Annotated in this window: 20 protein-coding genes; 12 read left to right on the top strand and 8 right to left on the bottom strand. The window is 64.0% G+C overall.

What is annotated here, in order from left to right:
- The first annotated feature begins 48 nt into the window (after positions 1-48).
- The 6 genes from EK416_RS10965 (at position 49) to EK416_RS10940 (ending at position 5,449) form a co-directional block, all read left to right on the top strand.
- Positions 49-753: a Crp/Fnr family transcriptional regulator gene (locus EK416_RS10965; protein WP_127077534.1), complete on the top strand. Its 705-nt coding sequence runs from the start codon at positions 49-51 to the stop codon at positions 751-753.
- A 190-nt stretch (positions 754-943) separates the two neighbouring features.
- Complete coding sequence (locus EK416_RS10960; protein WP_127077533.1) at positions 944-2,452, top strand: CoA-acylating methylmalonate-semialdehyde dehydrogenase; 1,509 nt, start codon at positions 944-946, stop codon at positions 2,450-2,452.
- A complete protein-coding gene (mmsB, locus tag EK416_RS10955) occupies positions 2,409-3,383 on the top strand; it encodes a 3-hydroxyisobutyrate dehydrogenase (RefSeq protein WP_245434025.1) in 975 nt (324 codons plus the stop codon). Before EK416_RS10960 ends, mmsB begins: the two co-directional genes overlap by 44 nt.
- Positions 3,384-3,471: 88 nt before the next feature.
- Complete coding sequence (locus EK416_RS10950) at positions 3,472-3,870, top strand: NADH:ubiquinone oxidoreductase subunit NDUFA12 (RefSeq protein WP_127077531.1); 399 nt, start codon at positions 3,472-3,474, stop codon at positions 3,868-3,870.
- Entirely contained in the window at positions 3,860-4,651 is a 792-nt protein-coding gene (locus EK416_RS10945) for a class I SAM-dependent methyltransferase (protein WP_127077530.1), read from the top strand. Before EK416_RS10950 ends, EK416_RS10945 begins: the two co-directional genes overlap by 11 nt.
- A gap of 366 nt (positions 4,652-5,017) precedes the next feature.
- A complete protein-coding gene (locus tag EK416_RS10940) occupies positions 5,018-5,449 on the top strand; it encodes a DUF2155 domain-containing protein (RefSeq protein WP_245434024.1) in 432 nt (143 codons plus the stop codon).
- Here EK416_RS10940 and aat read toward each other — a convergent pair.
- From aat to EK416_RS10910, 6 genes are all read right to left on the bottom strand, one after another.
- Positions 5,347-6,039 (bottom strand): leucyl/phenylalanyl-tRNA--protein transferase, encoded by a 693-nt coding sequence (gene aat, locus EK416_RS10935; RefSeq protein WP_127077528.1) that lies wholly within the window; start codon positions 6,037-6,039, stop codon positions 5,347-5,349. The genes EK416_RS10940 and aat overlap by 103 nt on opposite strands.
- Before the next feature lie 48 nt (positions 6,040-6,087).
- A complete protein-coding gene (accC, locus tag EK416_RS10930) occupies positions 6,088-7,428 on the bottom strand; it encodes an acetyl-CoA carboxylase biotin carboxylase subunit (RefSeq protein ID WP_127077527.1) in 1,341 nt (446 codons plus the stop codon).
- A 12-nt stretch (positions 7,429-7,440) separates the two neighbouring features.
- Positions 7,441-7,914: an acetyl-CoA carboxylase biotin carboxyl carrier protein gene (gene accB, locus EK416_RS10925; protein ID WP_127077526.1), complete on the bottom strand. Its 474-nt coding sequence runs from the start codon at positions 7,912-7,914 to the stop codon at positions 7,441-7,443.
- Positions 7,907-8,374, bottom strand: coding sequence for a type II 3-dehydroquinate dehydratase (gene aroQ, locus EK416_RS10920; RefSeq protein WP_127077525.1), 468 nt, complete (start codon positions 8,372-8,374; stop codon positions 7,907-7,909). Before aroQ ends, accB begins: the two co-directional genes overlap by 8 nt.
- Positions 8,375-8,471: 97 nt before the next feature.
- Positions 8,472-9,299: a DsbA family protein gene (locus EK416_RS10915; protein WP_127077524.1), complete on the bottom strand. Its 828-nt coding sequence runs from the start codon at positions 9,297-9,299 to the stop codon at positions 8,472-8,474.
- Positions 9,300-9,345: 46 nt separating this feature from the next.
- Complete coding sequence (locus EK416_RS10910; RefSeq protein ID WP_127077523.1) at positions 9,346-10,719, bottom strand: M48 family metalloprotease; 1,374 nt, start codon at positions 10,717-10,719, stop codon at positions 9,346-9,348.
- Between the two features lie 175 nt (positions 10,720-10,894).
- Between EK416_RS10910 and EK416_RS10905 the strand changes: the two genes are divergently transcribed.
- Positions 10,895-12,091: a pyridoxal phosphate-dependent aminotransferase gene (locus EK416_RS10905; protein ID WP_127077522.1), complete on the top strand. Its 1,197-nt coding sequence runs from the start codon at positions 10,895-10,897 to the stop codon at positions 12,089-12,091.
- A 113-nt stretch (positions 12,092-12,204) separates the two neighbouring features.
- Here the strand turns inward: EK416_RS10905 and EK416_RS10900 are convergent, their stop codons facing one another.
- Positions 12,205-12,642 (bottom strand): cysteine rich repeat-containing protein, encoded by a 438-nt coding sequence (locus tag EK416_RS10900; protein ID WP_127077521.1) that lies wholly within the window; start codon positions 12,640-12,642, stop codon positions 12,205-12,207.
- A 403-nt stretch (positions 12,643-13,045) separates the two neighbouring features.
- Here EK416_RS10900 and EK416_RS10895 point away from each other — a divergent pair, with 403 nt between their 5' ends.
- Positions 13,046-13,588, top strand: a complete 543-nt coding sequence (locus EK416_RS10895) for a hypothetical protein (protein WP_127077520.1) — start codon at positions 13,046-13,048, stop codon at positions 13,586-13,588.
- 19 nt (positions 13,589-13,607) lie between these two features.
- On the opposite strand, the gene EK416_RS10890 is transcribed toward EK416_RS10895, so the two are convergent.
- Entirely contained in the window at positions 13,608-15,209 is a 1,602-nt protein-coding gene (locus EK416_RS10890) for a carboxylesterase/lipase family protein (RefSeq protein ID WP_164729989.1), read from the bottom strand.
- 181 nt (positions 15,210-15,390) lie between these two features.
- Between EK416_RS10890 and surE the strand changes: the two genes are divergently transcribed.
- The 4 genes from surE to EK416_RS10870 all read left to right on the top strand — a co-directional run bounded on the left by surE (position 15,391) and on the right by EK416_RS10870 (position 19,756).
- Entirely contained in the window at positions 15,391-16,155 is a 765-nt protein-coding gene (gene surE / locus EK416_RS10885) for a 5'/3'-nucleotidase SurE (RefSeq protein WP_127077518.1), read from the top strand.
- A gap of 32 nt (positions 16,156-16,187) precedes the next feature.
- The gene (locus EK416_RS10880) at positions 16,188-16,805 is read left to right on the top strand and encodes a protein-L-isoaspartate(D-aspartate) O-methyltransferase (RefSeq protein WP_127077517.1); all 618 of its coding nucleotides are present in this window, start codon (positions 16,188-16,190) and stop codon (positions 16,803-16,805) included.
- Positions 16,806-16,897: 92 nt separating this feature from the next.
- Complete coding sequence (locus tag EK416_RS10875) at positions 16,898-17,695, top strand: TSUP family transporter (RefSeq protein ID WP_127077516.1); 798 nt, start codon at positions 16,898-16,900, stop codon at positions 17,693-17,695.
- Between the two features lie 183 nt (positions 17,696-17,878).
- A complete protein-coding gene (locus tag EK416_RS10870; protein WP_164729988.1) occupies positions 17,879-19,756 on the top strand; it encodes a LysM peptidoglycan-binding domain-containing M23 family metallopeptidase in 1,878 nt (625 codons plus the stop codon).
- Positions 19,757-19,890: the final 134 nt, after the last annotated feature.

The following is a 19,890-nucleotide window of genomic DNA, read 5'->3' as shown; positions in this document are numbered from 1 at the left end:
ACGTCCGTCTTCGCTCCGCGAAGAGAGTCCCTGCCGAGGTAGAAGCCCATGCCGCCGCGTTTCAGTATCGACGACATCCTCGCGAAGCCTTCGGGAGCCTCCTTTTTCGACGGCTTCATTGCGCAAGGTCACGAGAAGGGAGCGCTCATCAGCGCGGGCCTTCTTGATCGCGACGGCGTCCTGGTGGTGATGCACGGCAAGCTGCGCGTCTATCTGATCGGCGAGGACCGCGAGATGACGCTGTTCTACCTCGTCCCCGGCGACATGTTCTGCACGCATTCCGGCTGCCTGATCGAGGCCGTCGAAAAGACCGATATCCGCTACGCCGACATCGCGACCTTCGCGAAGAAGCTTGAGGAAAATCCGTCCCTGGCGTTCGGCCTCATTGGCATCCTCGGCCGGGCGATGATGGGCTGCATGCGGACGATCGAGGATCTGATGTTCCGGGACATAAAGCAGCGGCTCGCTCGCTTCTTCCTCGACCGCGCGAGGGCGGAGCGGAGGAATGTCGCCGCACTGGGAGGCGACGGAACCGAAATCCGGCTTTTCATAGAGTTGACCGTCGAGGAAATTGCCAACCTTGTCGGCTCGTCTCGCCAGACAACCTCCGCCGCGCTGAACAGCCTCATGCGGGAGGGGCTCATCAGCAGGAAAGGCCGCTCCAACTATACGATCGCCGATGTCGGACGGCTCGCGGCTGCGGCCGGGACGGCATTTCCCCCGCCCGAGGAGGCGGCAAGCCTCGCGCAGTAGCTGGCGGCCGCGCCCGGCGACACAGCCGCCACGTGGATCTTCGCTTCTTTCACACCCGGCCACGACGGGGGAAACGTTCCTCCCGGCGCTCCCCGCTTTGGTCGAATGCTCAGCGTTTGGGCTTGCTGACGCAATCCGCCCAGCGCCATCATGGTTGCGGGAGCAACGCCAGCCCGAAAATGGAGGCGACATGACTTTGGGCCACAAGGAACTGGGGCATTTCATCGGGGGAAGCCGCGTCGCCGGAACGTCCGGCCGTTTCGCGGCGGTGTTCAATCCGGCGACGGGGCGGCCAGAGAAGACGGTGGCGCTCGCGAGCGGGGCGGAAATCCGCGCGGCTGTGGAGAACGCGAAGGCCGCGCAGCCCGCCTGGGCCGCGACCAATCCGCAGAAGCGCGGCCGCGTCATGATGGCTTTGGTACAGCTTCTACATCGCGACATGGACAGGCTTGCCGAGGCGATCTCGCGCGAACATGGCAAGACGTTGCCCGACGCGAGAGGCGATGTGATCCGCGGCCTTGAGGTGATCGAGTTCTGTATCGGTGCGCCCCACTTCATGAAGGGCGAGTTCTCCGAGGGCGCGGGGCCCGGTATCGACATCTGGTCCATGCGCCAGCCGCTCGGCGTCGTCGCGGGCATCACGCCGTTCAACTTCCCGGCCATGATCCCGATGTGGAAATTCGGACCGGCCATTGCGGCGGGCAACGCCTTCATCCTGAAGCCGTCCGAGCGCGCGCCGTCCGTGCCGCTGATGCTCGCCGAGTTGATGCAGGAGGCGGGTCTGCCCGATGGCGTGCTGAACGTCGTCAACGGCGACAAGGAAGCGGTGGACGCGATCCTCGACGATCCCGACATTCAGGCCGTGGGCTTCGTCGGCTCCACACCCATCGCCGAATATATCTACACGCGCGGCTGCGCGGCGGGAAAGCGCGTCCAATGTTTTGGCGGCGCGAAGAATCACATGCTGATCGCGCCTGACGCGGATCTCGATCAGGCGGCGGATGCGCTCGTCGGCGCTGGCTACGGCGCGGCGGGCGAGCGCTGCATGGCGATTTCGGTGGCGGTGCCTTTCGGCGAGGGCACGGCGGACCGGCTGATGGAACGGCTCATCCCCCGGGTCGAGGGGCTGAAGGTCGGGCCCTATACGAGCGAAGACGCCGACTTCGGCCCGCTCGTTACGGCGGAAGCGAAACGCCGCGTGCTCGGGCTGATCGGCAAGGGCGTGGAGGAGGGCGCTACGCTCGCCGTCGATGGGCGGGGCTTCTCGCTGCAAGGGTATGAGGACGGCTTCTTTGTCGGCCCCTGCCTCTTCGACCATGTGACGGCGGATATGGCAATTTACGAGGAAGAGATTTTCGGCCCCGTGCTTTCGGTCGTGCGCGCTCGGACCTACGACGACGCGCTGCGCCTGACGATGGACAATCCTTACGGTAACGGCGTCTCCATCTTCACCCGCGACGGCGACACGGCCCGCGACTTCGCGGCCCGCGTGAATGTCGGCATGGTCGGCATCAACGTGCCGATTCCGGTGCCGCTCGCCTACTACACGTTCGGCGGCTGGAAGCGCTCGGGCTTCGGCGATCTGAACCAGTTCGGCGCGGACGGGTTCCGCTTCTATACGAAGACGAAGACCGTCACATCGCGCTGGCCATCGGGTGTCAAGGAAGGCGCGAGCTTCGTCATTCCGACCATGTCGTGACTGTCGCCCGCCCAAAAGATCAAAAAACGAGGAAACGGCCATGCAACGGATCGCATTCATCGGGCTCGGCAATATGGGGCTGCCCATGGCGGTCAATCTCGCGAGGGCGGGGTTCGACGTGAAAGGCTTCGACACGACGCCCTGGGCGTCGGAGCGGGCACAAGCCGCCGGGATCGCGATGGCGGCCAGCTGCGCCGATGCGGCAGCGGATGCCGACGCGGTTGTGACCATGCTGCCGAACGGCGCGATTCTCGCGTCCGTCTACGATGAGGTCATCGCGGCGGCGCGGCCCGGCGCGCTTCTGATCGACTGCTCGACGGTGGACGTGGAGAATGCGCGCGCGGCGCACGAGGCGGCCGCGAATGCCGGACTGAAGTCGCTCGACGCGCCGGTTTCGGGCGGTGTGGCGGGCGCCGCCGCAGGCACGCTTACGTTTATGGTGGGCGGCAGCGAGGCGGCGTTCGAAGCGGCGCGGCCGATCCTGTCGCGCATGGGCAGGACGCTCGTTCACTGCGGTGACCGGGGCGCGGGGCAGGCGGCGAAAATCTGCAACAACATGGTGCTGGCCGTTTCAATGATCGCTGTGTGCGAGGCGTTCTCGCTGGCGGACAAGCTCGGCCTCGACCGAAAAGCCATGTTCGATGTGGTGTCCACGTCTTCGGGGCGTTGCTGGTCGATCGACACCTATTGTCCCGTGCCGGGCATCGGGCCGAATTCACCTGCCGACAACGATTACAAGCCCGGATTTTCGGCGCCTCTCATGCTGAAAGACTTGAAGCTCAGCCAACGCGCGGCGGAAAGCGTGGGCGCCGAGACGCCGCTCGGACGCCACGCTGCCGAACTTTACGAGGCGTTCGTCGCGGAAGGCGGCGCCGACAAGGATTTCTCGGGGGTCATGCCCTGGCTTGCCGGGAAGCCGCGCGCGGGCTGAGCGATGCGCAAGGGTGCCTTCATGGCCGCGAATGTGTGGACGCCCGCCTGTGATTCGCGTAAAAGCAGGTCAAAGACCGAGGGCATGTATGGGCTGGTTCAGCGACATTTTTACCTGGTGGAACGGCGCTACGCTGTCGACGAAGCTCTACACGAACGCGCGCGGCATCTTCGTCGGCGAAGACGACGAAGGCAATCGCTACTATCAGGACGCGAGCGGGACCGGCACGGCTGGCAGGCCGCGCCGCTGGGTCATCTACAAGGGTTATGCGGAGCCGAGCAAGGTTCCCCCCGATTGGTTCGGCTGGCTGCACTACATCGTCGATACGCCGCCGACTGAAGATACCTATCATTCGCGCCCGTGGCAGAAGCCGCATCAGCCGAACCTGACCGGCACGCCGTTGGCCTATCGTCCGCAAGGCAGCCTCGTCGGCGAGATGCGCCGTCCGAAAGGCGATGGCGATTATCAGCCCTGGAATGCCGAATAAGCCCCCAATTCATGCGCGCGCGGCCTCCGGCGAGCAGAGCTGGAACGCGGCGGGCTACGAGGAAAACGCGCGCTTCGTCTCCGACCTCGGAGCGGAAATTTTGTCGTGGCTCGATCCCAGACCCGGCGAGCGCGTGCTCGACATCGGCTGCGGCGATGGCGCGCTGACCGCAAAGATCGCGGAGCGCGGTGCATCGGTTCTCGGCATCGATACGAGCGAAGCGCTTCTTGCGGCGGCGACGGCAAGCGGTCTCGACGCGCGCGCCATGAGCGGCGAGGCGATCGACCTTCCGCGTGACTTCGACGCTGTGTTCTCGAATGCGGCGCTGCACTGGATGACGCGCGCCGAGGATGTCGTTCAGGGCGTCGCCCGTGTGCTGAAGCCGAACGGGCGTTTTGTCGCCGAGTTCGGCGGCTTCGGCAATGTCGCTGCCATCGTTACGGCGTTGCGCTCGGCGGCACGCCTCTATCAGGGCAATCCCGCCCTCGCACATCCCTGGTATTTTCCAAGCCCGCGCGCCTATGAAGGGCTTCTCTATAAAAACGGTCTCATGTGCGAGCGAATCGAACTCGTGCCGCGCCCCACGCCGCTGCCCACCGGCATCGAGGGCTGGCTCGCAACGTTCCGCAAACCATTCTTCGACCAGTTCTCGGGCAAGGTCCGCGAAGCGGCGCTCGCACATGCGGTCGAGCTGCTGAGGCCGAGCCTTTGCGACGAAGAAGGGCGCTGGTGGGCGGATTATGTGCGCCTGCGCGTCGCCGCCAGACTTTTGCCGCGATAAGGCGCTTGTGTTCGTTCAGCGATCTTCGGCGTCGAGACATCGTTTTTGCTGCGCTTGCGCTGCCGGACGGCTCGCAGTGGAGATCGCGCCCTTCGAGAAGCCCTTCGCGGTGGCGTTCCATCATATTCGCTCACGGCACCGGATCTTGCATCGACCCGGATGCGGCAGAGTGAGGTTTCGATCGGTGTTCCGGTGTCAAATCGATTTCGATCTGACGCGAGCTGATCTATTGGTGAACAGCGGCCGCGCTGGCTGCTCGGGAGATCGGCAGGCGCTCACAATGCGGCCACGTCGATCGGCAACAAGAACTTCGGGCGTCGGCGCGAGCGCGGGACGCTTCAACTGTCCAGGCTTTCCGGTATGATCATGAACGCGCGGCAGATAGCTCTTTCGACGGTCCTCGCCGGTTTTGCGGTCGCGGCGCAGGCCATTCCCGCCTCTGCCGACAGGCTCGCGAATTCAGTCGCGGTCTTCGCGGCGCTCGACAAGGTGACAGGCCGCGTCCAGCCGCTCGAAATACCCATGGGGCGAACGGTTACGTTCGGCGCGTTGATGATCACCCCGCGCGCCTGCTATACGCGGCCGTCCACCGAAACGCCTCTGACGAGCGCATTCATCGAGGTGGACGAGGTCGTGCTGGACGGCTCGTCGCATCGCATCTTCACGGGCTGGACGTTCGCGGAGAGCCCTGGGCTTCATGCGGTGGAGCATCCGACTTTCGACGTCTGGCTCACGAGCTGCAAAACGCCCTCGGCGGACATATCGGCCGGGAGACGGTCGAACGCCCCGAAACCCTGAAGCGCTCGCTCCAGCCGCCGGTGGAATGCCGCGCGGCTGATTTCCTGCGCGCCGAATTGCCGCAGGTGTTCGGTGACAAACTGCGTGTCGAGCAGGCAGAAATCGCCGTAGCGAAGCCTCGCGGCGAGGTAGACGAGCGCCACCTTCGACGCGTCGGTTTCGTAGGAGAACATGCTTTCGCCGAAGAACGACCGCCCGAGCGCCACGCCGTACAACCCGCCGACAAGCTTGCCGTCCCGCCATGTCTCTATTGTGTGGCAGTAACCCATCTCGAAGAGATCGGCGTAAAGCTCGCGGATGCGCTTGTTGATCCAGGTGGTGCGTCGCCCTGCGCGCGAGGATGCGCAGCCTTCGATCACGCCATGATAGTCGCTGTCCACGCGGACATCGAACTTGCCCTGCCGGATGACGCGGGCGAGCCGGCGCGGCACGTGCAGTGCGTCGAGGGCGAGGATGCCGCGCCGTTCCGGTTCGATCCAGTAGAGCGTCGTATCCTCGGCGCTTTCGGCCATCGGAAAGATGCCGCAGGCATAAGCTTTGAGCAGAACCTGCGGCGTGATTTCAATGCTGAGATTGGAGGGCGATCCCATTGTCCGCGAACCTGCCTCTTTCGTCGCGTAAGAACCCGTCCCTCTAATCTAATGCTTATGGAGATATTTTTCGAGCCAATGAATGTCGTACATCCCGTCGACGATATCGGACTGCTGAATCAGCGATGAAAACAGCGGGATCGTCGTCTCGATGCCGTCGATCACGAACTCGCCCAGCGCCCGGCGCAACCGCATGAGACATTCGTTGCGGTTCTTGCCGTGCACGATCAGCTTGCCGATGAGGCTGTCGTAATAGGCGGGGATGGTGTAGCCCGCATACACGCCGGAATCGACGCGCACGCCGAGACCTCCGGGCGGGTGGAAGTAGGAGATCTTGCCGGGCGACGGGCGGAAGGTGGACGGGTTCTCCGCGTTGATGCGGCATTCGATGGCATGGCCGTCGAAGCGCACGTCCTCCTGCGTGAAGGAGAGGCCTGCGCCCGCCGCGATCTGGATCTGCTCGATCACGAGGTCGATGCCGGTGACCATTTCAGTAACCGGATGCTCCACCTGAAGGCGCGTGTTCATCTCTATGAAGAAGAATTCTCCGTCTTCATAGAGGAACTCGACCGTACCGGCGTTCCGGTATTTCAGCTTGCGCATCGCGCGCGCGACGATCTCGCCGATCTCCTTGCGCTGCGCTTCGTTCAGCGCGGGCGAGGGGGTTTCTTCGAGGATCTTCTGATGGCGGCGCTGAAGCGAGCAGTCGCGTTCGCCGAGATAGACGGCATTGCCCTTGCCGTCGCCGATCACCTGGATTTCGATGTGACGCGGCTTCGACAGATAGCGTTCGAGATAAAGCGCGTCGTCGCCGAAGGCGGCCTTCGATTCCGCGCGCGCCGTCGACAGCGCAATCGGCAGTTCGGCTTCCGTGCGCGCAACCTTCATGCCGCGTCCGCCGCCGCCCGCCGCCGCCTTCACCAGCACCGGGAAGCCGATCTCGCGCGCAATGGCGATGGCTTCCTCGTTCGTCGTGACGGCGCCGCCGGAGCCCGGCACGACCGGGATGCCGAGTGCCTTCGCGGTTTCCTTCGCGCGGATCTTGTCGCCCATGAGCCGGATATGCTCGGGCGTGGGGCCGATGAACGCGATGCCGTGTTCTTCGAGAATTTCGGCGAAACGCGCGTTCTCGGACAGGAAGCCGTAGCCCGGATGAAGAGCGTCGGCGCCGGTGATCTCGCAGGCGGCGACGAGACGCGGAATGTTGAGATAGCTTTCGCTCGCCGCGGGCGGGCCGATGCATACACTCTCATCGGCGAGGCGCACATGCATCGCATCGGCGTCCGCCGTGGAATGCACGGCGACTGTCTTGATGCCGAGTTCCTTGCAGGCGCGCTCGATGCGAAGTGCGATCTCGCCGCGATTGGCGATCAGGATCTTGTCGAACATGAGCCTGCCGCCTTATTCGATAATCATGAGCGGTTCGCCATATTCGACGGGCTGCCCGTTCTCCACCAGGATGCGCTTGACGGTGCCGGAGCGAGGGGCTGCAATCTGGTTCATCGTCTTCATGGCTTCGACGATGAGGAGCGTATCGCCCTCGCGAACCTGGGATCCGACCTCGACGAACGTCGGTGCGCCCGGCTCAGGCGAGCGGTAGGCGGTGCCAACCATCGGCGATGTCACCACGCCGGGATGATTTTCAAGGTTGGAAGACGGCGCAGCCGGTCCGCCCGCAGGTGCGCCGACGCCGGCGGTGGCGGGCGGCGCATAGCCGGAGGGAACGAGATGGGTTGGCACGCTCAGCGTGCGCGCCACGCGAACGCGAAGGTTGTTCTCCTCGATCTCGATTTCCGTCAGACCCGTCTCGTTCAAAAGCAGGGCAAGATTTCGGATCAGCTCTTCATTAGGATATTTATGGGCCGTTTCAGGCATGGGGACTCCGGTTGATTGGAGCGGAAGACTTCAGGAATTCCGCCACCGCGTCGAGCGCGAGCCCGTACCCTTGCGCGCCAAGTCCACAGATGACCCCGGTTGCGGCCGGGGAAACATAGGAGCGATGGCGAAAGGCTTCGCGCTTGTAAATGTTGCTCAGGTGCACTTCGATGATCGGGAACGAAAGCGAACGCAAAGCATCATGAATTGCGACCGATGTATGCGTGTATGCGCCCGCGTTCAGAATGAGGCCAGACGCCGCATGGCGCGCTTCCTGAATTTGGTCGACCAGCACGCCTTCGTGATTTGTCTGCCGAAAATCGATGGTCAAACCGAGGCTGACGGCACGATTACGCAGAGCTTCCTCGATGGTCGAAAGCGTGTCGCCGCCATAAATCTCCGGCTCGCGTTCGCCGAGGAGATTGAGGTTCGGGCCGTTGAGGATGAAGATGGGCTTCAAGGCGACAGGTCCACGGTTTTCCGAAACGGACAAGCGGCAAGCCGGGCGAACCCGACCGCGCTCTTGTTAACAGCTTTCGTACCGGAGCGCAAAAGCGTCAGGATTTTTTCTCTTCTTTCGCACCGGGCGCCGATGCGGCTTCGGCGCATGCCTTGCAGCCGTCCTTGCGCGTCTCTTCCACGATCTGTTTCAGCGTGTCGAAATCGGCGGCACCGGGGTTGACCTTGTCGCCGACGATGAAGGTGGGCGTTCCGTCCACGAACATGCGCTTGCCGATCTCGCCGATCTTTGCCACGAGCGCTTCGGTCTCGGCGGAAGAGCTGTCGGCCTTCACCTTCTCCAGGTCGAGGCCGATCTGCTCGGCGACCTTGAGCGCGCTTTCCTTGTTGGCGCGGCCAGCCGCGAACATCGCCTTGTGGAATTCGAAATATTTGCCCTGCTTCGCTGCGGCGATGGCAACTTTGGACGCGTCGGCCGAGCCCTGCGACAGGATCGGATATTCGAGGAAAACGACCTTGATCTTCTTGTCGGCGTCGAGGAGTTTCACGACGTCCGGCAGAGCGTGGCGACAATAGCCGCAATTGTAGTCGAAGAACTCCACGAGCGTGACATCGCCCTGGCCGATGGTCAGCGGCGCGAGTTCGGATTTCAGGCTCGACAGGCTCTTGTAGAATTCGGGCATGCGCGAACGCGTGGCCTCGCCGCGCTTGGCTTCGGCCTTCTTCTCGAAAGCGTCCTGAACTTCGAGGAGGATTTCCGGGTGGGACACGAGGTAGTCCTTCACGATCTTCTCGATGGACCGCGTCTGTCCCTCGGTGAACGTGTCCGACTGCGCGCTGGCAGCAATCGGCGCCACGGCGGAAAGGGACAAGGCCATAGCCGCCGGGATGGCGAGCGCGACGGCTCTCTTGACGATCGTTTTCATAAGGCTCTCCGGGATTTCCGTTTCTGGTGGCTATCGCAGGGTGCGACTAGCCACGCACTTTTTCCATTTTAAAGTTCACGATGTCGTCCGCCTTGACCCATCCGGGCGAACCGGCGGCAAGACCGTTCTTGGCGCGCTCGGCGAGCATCTTCGCCGCCTTCACGTCGCCTTTGTGGAACGCGGCTTGCGCCGAGGCGAGTTCGGCTTCCGGGAAGCGTCTCAGCTTGCCGTAAGCCTGTGCCTGGAGGCGGTAACCGAGATAGGACTGCTCCTCTTCCACCATGCCAACGCGCAACAACTGAAGCGCCTCGTCGGCGCTGCCGCCGCCGCTTTCGAGGATCGCCTGCGCCAGCTCGATGCGCATGAAACCCGACTTCGGAGCGAGGGACACAGCCTTGCGGAACGGAACGACCGCTTCCTTCGCCCTGCCGCTTTCAAGAAGAAATGTGCCTTTCAGTTCGTGAAACCAAGGGTTCTGCGGCTGCTGGGCTATAAGGTCTTCGAGAGCGGCGGCGGCGGCCGGGTAGCCGCCGGCGTGAAATTTCATGATGGCGCGCGCGTAGCGGGCCGGCAGGCCGTTGTCATTATACTGTCGCTGGATCGCCTGCGGGTTGCCTTTCAAGGAATAGGCCGCGATCTTTGCGCGGACGAGATCGTGCCGAAGCTGCAACTGCGCCGAGTCCTTCTGGTCGAAAAACGGGCTTTTCCGCGCGATTTCCTCAAGCTGCGCGATACGGTCGGCGGGCACCGGGTGCGTCTGGATGTACGGATCGATCCGGGTGTTGCCGAGCGACTGGTTCGCGAAATATCGGAAGGTCTTGAGCATCCCCGCCGGGGATTGCTGCGACTTCGTCAGAAACTCCACGCCCGCCTGATCCGCGGCGGATTCCTGCGCGCGCCGATAGGACAGGATCGAGCGCATCAGCACCTGCGAGCCGCCCATCATCATCGCCGAGCCGCCCTGCATGGCTTCGCTGCTGCCGCTCGCCGCGCCCCCGACCATGGTGCCGATGCTCAGCACCTGCAGCATGAGAGCCGCCGTCTGCATCTTCGCGATCTGCTGCCTGAGGCCGGTGATATGGCCGCCCTTGATGTGGCCCGTCTCGTGAGCGATCACGCCGATGATCTGATTCGGAGTTTCGGACTGAAGGATCGCACCCGTGTTGATGAACATGTTGCGCCCATCGACCACGAACGCGTTGAAGCTGCTGTCGTTGACGAGATGAACCTTGATATTGTTGCCGGAAACGCCCGCAGCGCGGAAGATGGGCGCAGTGTAATCGGCGATGAGCGCCTCGGTTTCCGCGTCACGGATCAGGCTGATCTCCTGAGCCGTGCCCGGAGCGGCTGCCGCCGTGGCAAAAAATGCCGCGCAAGCCGCCAGTTTGATAAGGCGCGGTATCGCTTGTGTTAAAGCCATGGAAACTTCCACCCCGGATCTCGCCGCTTGCCGAAGGGTCTAACGAGCCGACGGGGCTGCATCGAACGGAAATTTTTGAGGAAGAATGGCGGTGAAATTCGGGCGTAAGGATGACACGGGCGCGGTTCGCTGTGTGCGATCCGTGACCGGATTGGCTCGCGAAAGGACAAAGGCCATGGTGGAAGATAACGAGACGAGCGAAGGGGTGCCCGCTGGCGAAGGGCTTTTGCCGTCGCTTCGCAGCGCCATCGGCGCGTTTGTCGTCATGGACGTGATGCGCGACGCGAACAGGCTTGAGGCGGCGGGCGGCGACATCATCCACATGGAGGTTGGCCAGCCCGGCACGCCCGCGCCACGCCTCGTGCGCGAGGCGGTGAAGCGCGCGATTGATGAAAGCCCGCTCGGCTATACGGACGCGCTCGGGCTTCCCGCACTGCGCGAACGCATCGCCCGGCACTACGCCGACGCCTACGGTGTCGAGGTCTCGCCGTCGCGCATCGTTGTGACGACGGGGTCGTCGGGGGGCTTCGTGCTGGCGTTTCTCGCTCTTCTCAATCCGGGCGACGGGCTTGCGCTGCCGCGTCCCGGCTATCCGTGCTATCGCCAGATCGCGCGGGTGCTCGACCTCACGCCGGTCCCTGTCGCTGCGGGAGCGGCGACGGGTTACGCGCCGACCCCGGATGCGCTGGCGGCCGCGTTCCGCGAGCAAGGCGCGCGCGCCGTGGTGCTGGCCAGCCCCTCGAACCCGACGGGCGCCGCACTCTCTCCGGCCCACCTTGCCCGGCTTGTCGAAACGGCGCGCGAAGCGGGCGCGTGGTTCATCTCGGACGAGATTTACCACGGGCTGACCTACGGCGCCCCGGCTGCGACCGCGCTCGCCTTTTCGGACGACGCCATCGTCATCAACAGTTTCTCGAAATATTACTCCATGACCGGATGGCGCGTCGGCTGGATGGTCGTGCCGGAGCGGCTCGTGCGGGTTTTCGAGCGCGTTGCGCAGAACCTTTTCATTTCGACGCCAGCCGCGTCGCAGATCGGCGCGATTGCTGCCTTCGATGCGATCGAGGAACTGGAAGCGTACAAGACAGTGTATGCAAGGAACCGGGCGTTGCTTCTGGAGGAGTTGCCGCGCGCAGGCTTCGACCGCCTCGCGCCCGCCGATGGCGCCTTCTATCTGTATGCGGACGCCAGCGGCATCACAGAGGACTCCGCCGCTTTCGTACGCCGCATGCTCGATGAGACGGGCGTGGCTGCAACCCCCGGCGTCGATTTCGACGAGGAGGACGGGCACCGCTTCATCCGCTTCAGCTATGCGGGGCCGTTCGAGCGCATGCGCGAGGCAGCCGCGCGGCTGAAGGTTTGGCGCGGCTGAAGGCTTGGCGCGGCTGAAAGTTCGCGCGGCCGACATGCGGAGCGCATCGAACCCGGAAAGCTCGCGGGAGAGGCCGCACGGGCGTCGGGCGTGACAAGCGGCCTCTCCCGCTGTCACCGGGCCCAGGCGGGGCCGGTGTTTTCAAGCGCCACCGTGCAAGGCGTCCCAAGCTCGGCGCTGTGCTGCATCAGGCAACGGCGGACCTGTCCCTGCACATGCTCGACCTCGGGACAAAACTTCGCGATCTCGGTCATGCAGAGGCTTGCCACCGGGCCGGAGCCGGGGCCGCGGTCCGCGCCCGTCGATTCGACCGCCGTCAGGCATGGTTCCGGCAATTCCTTGATCTTGCCCGCGAGGCAATCGCGCTGGGCTGCCGCCGGAACGGTTGCGCAGTGCCTGGCGATCTCGGCCGGGCAGAGCTTCGTGACGACTCCTTGCCACATGCCTCTTCCGCCGCCCATCCCGCCGCCGCCCATCCCACCTTGCGCGGCTGCGCCGGTCGCGAGCGCGAGGCCGAGTGCCGCCGCCAGTGCTGTTTTTGCAGGTCTCATGCAATCCTCCTGTCGCTGCTGCTAGGGAGATTGCGCCTCCAGATGTGAGGCGTTGCTGATCGGCGATGTCAGCGAACTGTCAGTTTCGAGACGGAGATGCTCTCAAAGCCGTCCGGCGCGCATGATATTTTCGACTAAGCCCATGAAAAATAGAAAGGCGCCGCCTCGGCATTCCGCAAGCGCTGCGGCGTTTCGAAGCGCAAGGCGAGCGGAAGACGGCTGCGCTTTATCTCGAAAATCGTGCGGGCCTCTTTCAGGCGCGCCGAAGCGACGCGCCTTCTCACCCTACGGATGCTTCGGCCTTGAACGGACGGGCTTTACCGCCTTTATGGTGAGCGGCGAGGCTTGACGAACCGCCCATCGCTGCGACCGGGCCTCGACATTCCTCAATGGAGCACAGACGTTGAATTTTCAGAATCGCTTTTCGCGTCCGGGCGCGACCGCCGCCCTGATCGAAAGGCTTAACGCAGGCCTTCTTTCCCATCCGAGTGCGACAGACACGCTTGACCGCTGGTGCCGCGCGTCGGGCAAGCTTCCAGGCGCCGCTCTGTCAGCCGAAGTGCATCGCGACGGCGTGCGGCGCGAACTGACCGCCGAGGAATGCGCGCGTCTTGCCGTTTCGCCGGGCGATGCGCTGCGCTATCGCCTCGTGCGCATCTTCTTCGGCGACAAGTTCCTTTCCGAAGCGGAAAACTGGTACGTTTCCGCGCGGCTTCCCCTCGAAATGAACCGTCTTCTCGAAGAGACCGAGACGCCGTTCGGACGCGTGGTCGAGGATCTCGATTTCCAGCGCGACACGCTGTCGTCGGACGTGCTTTGGACGCCCGAGGCCGACGCGCGGGCGCCGATCCTCCGCCACCGCGCGATCCTCTCCAACGGCCTGTCGCCGATTTCGCTCGTGGTCGAAACCTACCAGCCGGACGTGCTGTTCTTCCACGCGGGGTGAGCAGACTTCGCCCGCGCGATCAGCGCGCGGCCTGCGCCGTGGCGCCGGGGCGCTTGTCCCACACCACGCCATCGAACAGGTCGAGCCGCTCCTTCAGATGGTCGCGTTCGACATAGGAGCGGTCGTTGCCGAAGACGAGCGTCTGTTCGCTGCCCTCGCGGAAGGCGGGCCAACGTCCCTCCCGCCCCGCGTTCGGGTTGCCGGTGCGCGCGAAATTCGTCCAGTAGGACATCATCGCTTCGCTCACCTCGTGATTGTGCGGGTGTACGAAATTGCCGACAATCGGCAGGATTTTTTTCAGCGTTCCAAAGACGTAAACAACTTCGAGGCCGTGCGGCGTGCCGCCGAGGATGCGCAGCAGCGGCGGCTGGAAATCGAAACTGTAATGGTAGACGGGCTGTCGGCTGCGGCTCGCGAGCCGCGCGATCATGCGCGCGGGCTCCACGAAATTGGCGTCGCCCCAGATGTGATCGGCAAGCGTTTCGGGCGTCATGATGAGTTGCGGGCGATAGAGCGCCGACATCTCGTCGATGCGGTCGGACACTGCGCGGAAGACATCGTCGGTCTTCACCTTCAAGGCCCCGCGCAGCAGCACGCCTTCATAGCTGTTCGATCCGACGACAAGCGGCACCTGCGCCTGTTCTCCCGCCTCGAACGCCTCCGCGATCTGCGTCGTGAAGAAGGCTCCATCGATGAAGGGCGAACTGTCGGAAAGCTTCGGAATGCGCCCGAGCGTTGCGACGAGGTCGCGCCAGTTGATCGCGCGAAGACCCGCCAGGGCGAGGTCCGGGGGCAGTCTGAAGGCGCGCGCGGATGTTTCGCCGATCTCGTGCGCCGAGAGGTAGGTGGAGGTGGACGCCGACAGCGTCGGCGCGATCCAGCGGCCGCCGCCCGATTGCACGATCGCTTTCTGAAAGAGGCCGCGCGCCGACGGGGCCGTCATGAGCGCGAGCACGCTGATGCCTCCAGCCGACTCGCCGAACAGCGTCACGTTGTTCGGATCGCCGCCGAACGCCGCGATGTTGCGCCGCACCCAGTCGAGCGCGGCCTTCTGGTCGAGAAGGCCGAAATTCGCGGTGGGTTCTCCAACGGCGGCGGCTTCACGCGTCAGATCGGGATGGCCGAAGAAGCCGAGCATGCCGAGCCGGTAATTCAATGTCACAACCACGACGCCGCGATTTGCGAGCGCGGCGCCGTCGTAGATCGGCATGCGCGACGATCCCGTCGTGAATGCTCCGCCATGGACCCAGACCATCACCGGAAGATGTTCGCTCGCGGTTTGCGAGGGAGACCAGACGTTGAGCGTGAGGCAGTCCTCGTTCATCTCGCCGGACTTGATCTGCCTGCTCTCCTTCTGAGGGCAGGCGGCGCCGAAGGACGTAGCGCTGCGTACGCCGTCCCATGGCCGGGGCGGCTGCGGGGCGCGCCAGCGAAGCGCCCCGACCGGAGGCGCGGCGTAGGGGATGCCACGGAAGATGCTGAGCCCCGTGAAGTCGCTTTCGCCCTCGACGATGCCGGTATCGAGGCGCGCGGTGGTGCGGAACTGGGCTGCGGCGGGATGGACGGTTGCTGCGAGAAACAGCGCGGCGAGCGCGGCAAGAAACGGGGATGCGGTACGCATGGTCGCCCCTGGGCGAGAGCAGTCGCGCCACTGTCGGCGCCGGCATTCTTCAAGCGCACGATGAAAGCAATCTGATGGCGAGCTTGCGTCAGGGCGCGGCAGACGAGCGAGGAAGCGGGCGAAAGACCTGATGCGCCGCTTTGAAGGTGACGCGGGCGCGGGCTTGGCGTAAAAAGCCGCCATGCGGATCCTCATCACGAACGACGACGGCATCGAAGCGCCCGGGCTCGATGTTCTTCAAAAGATCGCCAACGATCTTTCCGACGATGTCTGGGTGGTCGCGCCCGAGACCGACCAGAGCGGCGCCGCGCACTCGCTCACGCTGCACGAGCCGCTTCGCCTGCGCAAACTCTCGGACCGAATCTTCGCCGTGAAGGGTACGCCGACGGACTGCGTGATCATGGGCGTGCGCCATGTGCTGGCCGACAAGGCACCGGACCTCGTTCTGTCGGGCGTCAACCGCGGCTCGAATGTTGCCGACGACGTGACCTATTCCGGCACGATCGCGGGCGCCATCGAGGGGACGCTGCTCGGCATTCCGTCCATCGCCATGAGCCTCGCCGTCGACTGGGAAGATCTCGACAGGATCCACTGGCAGACGCCGATGCAGCTTGGAGCCGACCTCGTTCGGACGCTGCTGGAAGCGGGATGGCCGAAAGATGTTTTTTTAAATGTAAATTTTCCGGACAGGGAACCGGAACGTGTCCAAAGAATTAAGATCACCGAGCAAGGGCGTCGTGACCCTGACTATCTCCGCATCGAAGACCGCATGGATACGCGCAACAACCCCTATTACTGGCTGGGGTTCAAGCCGCTGTCCATGATCACGGGGGAGGGGACCGACCTTCACGCGGTGAAGTCGGGCGCAATATCTGTCACGCCGCTTTGCCTGAACCTGACGCACAGAGAAACCTGTCGGAAACTGTCAGCCTTTATCGAAAAATAGGGGGTGGCAGTCGCGTCCGGAGGGGAAACCTTATGATGGACGAGCGGCTGGAAAGTCTGATCTACCTTCTGCAGCGGAACGCCATCGCCGATCCGCGCGTGCTCGCTGCCATGAGGGACATCCCCCGCGATTTCTTCATAGAGGCCGCAAATCTGAAGCCGCTTGCCTATGCCGACGAAGCGCTTCCGATCGAATGCGGCCAGACGATTTCGCAGCCCTATATTGTCGCCTACATGACCGAGCGGCTGAACGTGCAGCGCAAGCACGATGTGCTCGAAATCGGCACCGGTTCAGGGTATCAGACCGCCATCCTCTCCCGGCTGGCGCGCCATGTCTATACGATAGAAATTCACGAGGAGCTTCACCGGCTGGCGGTCGGTCGTTTCAAGGCGCTTGGTCTCGACAACATCACCGCGCTCTGTGGCGATGGCTCGAAGGGCTGGCCGGAGCACCGGCTTTTCGACCGGATTCTCGTCACGGCGGGTGTCAGCGCGGCACCGCCCGACCTCGTGGGCCAGCTTGGCCCCTGCGGCGCCATGGTGATTCCCCTCGGCAAGACGTCATCGCAGCGGATCGCGCTCGTCGCCCGCGCCGAGACCCGGGTGGATTATCAGAGCCTTATTCCCGTCCGCTTCGTGCCGCTCCTCTGACCTGCGCCGCGCCGCTTGTGGCACGCAAAATTCTGCTTGCCTTGGCGATGGCATCGGCGCATTGAGCCCCGCTTTAGCGCGTTGAGGGGCTCATGGACTATCTTTCGCCTGAGGTCGCTGTCCTTCTGACGGCGGTCGGTCTTGTCGCCGGCTTCGTCGATGCCATTGCCGGCGGGGGCGGGTTGCTGGCGATACCGGCGTTGCTGGCGGCGGGCCTCCCGGTGCAGGCGGCTCTGGCTACTAACAAGCTGCAAGGCACATTCGGAAGTTTCTCGGCTTCGCTGAAGTTCATCAGAAGGGGTTACGTTTCCTTCGATGAAATCCGCGTGCCGATCGCATTCACCTTTGCCGGGGGCGCGCTCGGGGCAATCCTCGTTCAAACGCTCGACCCGGGGTTCCTTCGGTCGCTGATCCCGGTGCTTCTGATCGCCAGTGCGCTTTACTTCATGTTCTCGCCTCACATTTCGGACGTGGAACGGCACCAGCGCATGAGCCACGCAATGTTCGGTGCTCTGGTCGGAACGAGCATCGGCTTCTACGACGGCTTTTTCGGACCGGGAACAGGCTCCTTTTTCGTGGTGGCGTGCGTGTCGTTGCTCGGCTTCACGATGACGAAGGCTACCGCGCATACGAAAGTGCTGAATTTCACCAGCAATATTGCCTCCCTCGCCTTTTTCATCGTCGGCGGCAATGTGGTCTGGGAGGTTGGCCTGCTGATGGCGCTGGGGCAGGTGATCGGGGCCCGTCTGGGAGCCGAAGTCGTTATCGGGAGGGGCGCTGCAATCGTCAGGCCGATGCTCGTGACGGTCTGTTTGATCATGACGGTCAAGCTGGCCCTCGACGCCTATGCGCCGGGTTGGGGACGAGCCGTCCTCGCGTTTGCCCATTAGCGCGGCCTGCGCCAGGTCGCACGATTGATGCAGCGAAGGGATCGCCAACCGATACGCAGGGCGCGGATCGCCGCACCCCGAACGTTGATCCCGGGTCGCCGGGTTCATTCGATAATCGTCGATCCGTTTAAATCAATATTAAGCACTCGCACGCATAACCTAAGGAAAGTGAGGTGTGCTGCGATGAGTAAAGTAAATGCGGTGGGCAAGCGCGAGCCCTCATATGTACGCGCAGCGTTAAAGATCGGTATCGGTTGCGTCCTGTTGGGCGGATGCAGCTCCGGCGGAACCGAGCGGTTCAGTTCAACGTCGTTCGGAAGCGGCTACGAGACGGCGGCCGCCCCTTACTCCCAAGCTGCGCCTTCGAGTGTCGCGGACGCGTCGCGTCAGGGAAGCGGCTCGGCAAGCTACAGCCAGAGCGCTTACCGGCAAAAGGCCAATCAGACTCAGGCGGCCTATCAGACGCAGGCCAATTATCAGCGCCAGCCCGCCGCCACCGGATATGCCCAGACTGCCGCGTATCAGCCGAACCAGCAGGGTGGCGGCTTCCAGCTTGCGAGCTCAACTCCCCAGCAGGGCGGTTATCTTCAGGTTTCGCGCGTCGATCTGCCTCCGCTTGCGGGGCAGCAGCAGTCTTCGGCCGCGAACGGCGTGAAGACGGCGGACGGTTATGGCCGCTACAATCAGGCGCCGCTACCCGATGGCAGCTATGCGGGGCCGCGCGTCTACACCCCCTACGATGACGGGCCTCGCGATTACACGCCCCCGGCGCCTCCGCCGCCTCCGACGGTCTATGAACCGCGTTACGAGCGCGACGCACCGCCTCCTCCTCCGCCGCCGGTCTATAATGATCGGCGATCGGAGGTCGCGCCGCCCTACGAGCAACGGCCCGCGCCGCGCTACGCCGAACCGGCACCGCGCGACTATTCGCCCGCGCCGCGCGAGTACTCTTCGGCCCCCGCCGCCGGAGAACGCGACTTCTATGAGCCGCGCCGCCGCGAAGAAGCGCTTACGCCGAAGCTCGGCCCGCGCGCTGGCTCTGGCGTGAATGGAACGGAGATCAAGTCGCCGAACTCGACGGTTGCGTCGGAACGCGGCATCGGCAAGACCGTCACCGTGAAGCCCGGCGACACGCTCTATTCGCTGGCGATCCGCCACGGCGTCACGGTCGACATGATCGCCCGCGCGAACGGCCTCGACCGGCACAACAACGTCCGTCCGGGCATGGATTTGCTGATCCCCGGCTCAGATCCAGCGAAGATGGCGACGGATCAGGCGCCGAAGGCTCAGCCGGTCGGCTGCCAGGGCGACGGCTGCCACGTGGTGAAAAAGGGTGAGACGGTTGCCGCCATCGCTCGCGGGTATGGGCTCACCGAGAAGCAGATTCTCGAAGCCAACCATATCCCGAACGCGCGGCTCATCAAGGTGGGCCAGACGCTTGCCATTCCGGGACGAGAAGCCCCGCGCCAGGAAATCGCGTCGAACGGCGTGAAGCCGGAAGCACCGATTGCGGAGCCGCAGCAGCGGCAGGCCGCCGATGCACAAGCCGCGCAGGAGCCCGCTCATCCGCAGGTGGCCGACGCGACCAACCCGCTGAAGGCGCCGCCGACCGACGTCAAGATGACGTCCGCGCGGCAGGAGCCGACCTGCGAGGCCGCGCTTGCCAATCCGCTGCCGCGCATGGGCAAAAGCTTCCGCAAGCCGGTGGAAGGCATGATCATCGGGCAGTTCGGTCCCCAGCAGGACGGCAGCGTGAACGAGGGGCTTACGATCTCCGTGCCGAAAGGCACGCCCGTCAAGGCCGCCGAGAATGGCGTCGTGGCCTATGTCGGCGACGAGCTGCCGGGCTTCGGCAATCTGATCCTGATCCGTCATGCCGACGAGTTCGTAACGGCTTACGCCCATACGGACGAGATCATGGTCAAGAAGTGCGATGTGGTGAAGCGCGGGCAGGTGGTTGCCAAGGCCGGTTCGACCGGCGACGCGAGCCAGCCGCAGCTCCACTTCGAGATCCGCAAGAACGCGAAGCCCGTCGATCCGGCTCCGCTCCTCGGCTCGTAATCTGAAATCGCGGGTACCGGCGCAACCGGTATCCGCTTCCCGCCCCCTCTCTTCTTTCCGTCCCCCGTCTTCCGATCCGAAATATTTCGCCGCCGTTTTCCCGTGGCAGGGAGATGGCGCGAACGCGAAGGGAA

The organism is Rhodomicrobium lacus (assembly GCF_003992725.1).
Taxonomy (GTDB): Bacteria; Pseudomonadota; Alphaproteobacteria; order Rhizobiales; family Rhodomicrobiaceae; genus Rhodomicrobium; species Rhodomicrobium lacus.
Note: the sequence above shows the minus strand (reverse complement) of the source record. Positions and strands in the feature narration are given on the sequence as shown.

What these genes read in the sequence shown, in the direction of transcription:
- EK416_RS10965 (WP_127077534.1), top strand. Translation starts at nt 49, where the DNA reads ATGCCGCCGCGTTTCAGTATCGACGACATCCTCGCGAAGCCTTCGGGA.
- EK416_RS10960 (WP_127077533.1), top strand. Translation starts at nt 944, where the DNA reads ATGACTTTGGGCCACAAGGAACTGGGGCATTTCATCGGGGGAAGCCGC.
- EK416_RS10950 (WP_127077531.1), top strand. Translation starts at nt 3,472, where the DNA reads ATGGGCTGGTTCAGCGACATTTTTACCTGGTGGAACGGCGCTACGCTG.
- EK416_RS10945 (WP_127077530.1), top strand. Translation starts at nt 3,860, where the DNA reads ATGCCGAATAAGCCCCCAATTCATGCGCGCGCGGCCTCCGGCGAGCAG.
- EK416_RS10940 (WP_245434024.1), top strand. Translation starts at nt 5,018, where the DNA reads ATGAACGCGCGGCAGATAGCTCTTTCGACGGTCCTCGCCGGTTTTGCG.
- aat (WP_127077528.1), bottom strand. Translation starts at nt 6,039, where the DNA reads ATGGGATCGCCCTCCAATCTCAGCATTGAAATCACGCCGCAGGTTCTG.
- accC (WP_127077527.1), bottom strand. Translation starts at nt 7,428, where the DNA reads ATGTTCGACAAGATCCTGATCGCCAATCGCGGCGAGATCGCACTTCGC.
- accB (WP_127077526.1), bottom strand. Translation starts at nt 7,914, where the DNA reads ATGCCTGAAACGGCCCATAAATATCCTAATGAAGAGCTGATCCGAAAT.
- EK416_RS10915 (WP_127077524.1), bottom strand. Translation starts at nt 9,299, where the DNA reads ATGAAAACGATCGTCAAGAGAGCCGTCGCGCTCGCCATCCCGGCGGCT.
- EK416_RS10910 (WP_127077523.1), bottom strand. Translation starts at nt 10,719, where the DNA reads ATGGCTTTAACACAAGCGATACCGCGCCTTATCAAACTGGCGGCTTGC.
- EK416_RS10905 (WP_127077522.1), top strand. Translation starts at nt 10,895, where the DNA reads ATGGTGGAAGATAACGAGACGAGCGAAGGGGTGCCCGCTGGCGAAGGG.
- EK416_RS10900 (WP_127077521.1), bottom strand. Translation starts at nt 12,642, where the DNA reads ATGAGACCTGCAAAAACAGCACTGGCGGCGGCACTCGGCCTCGCGCTC.
- EK416_RS10890 (WP_164729989.1), bottom strand. Translation starts at nt 15,209, where the DNA reads ATGCGTACCGCATCCCCGTTTCTTGCCGCGCTCGCCGCGCTGTTTCTC.
- surE (WP_127077518.1), top strand. Translation starts at nt 15,391, where the DNA reads ATGCGGATCCTCATCACGAACGACGACGGCATCGAAGCGCCCGGGCTC.
- EK416_RS10880 (WP_127077517.1), top strand. Translation starts at nt 16,188, where the DNA reads ATGATGGACGAGCGGCTGGAAAGTCTGATCTACCTTCTGCAGCGGAAC.
- EK416_RS10875 (WP_127077516.1), top strand. Translation starts at nt 16,898, where the DNA reads ATGGACTATCTTTCGCCTGAGGTCGCTGTCCTTCTGACGGCGGTCGGT.
- EK416_RS10870 (WP_164729988.1), top strand. Translation starts at nt 17,879, where the DNA reads ATGAGTAAAGTAAATGCGGTGGGCAAGCGCGAGCCCTCATATGTACGC.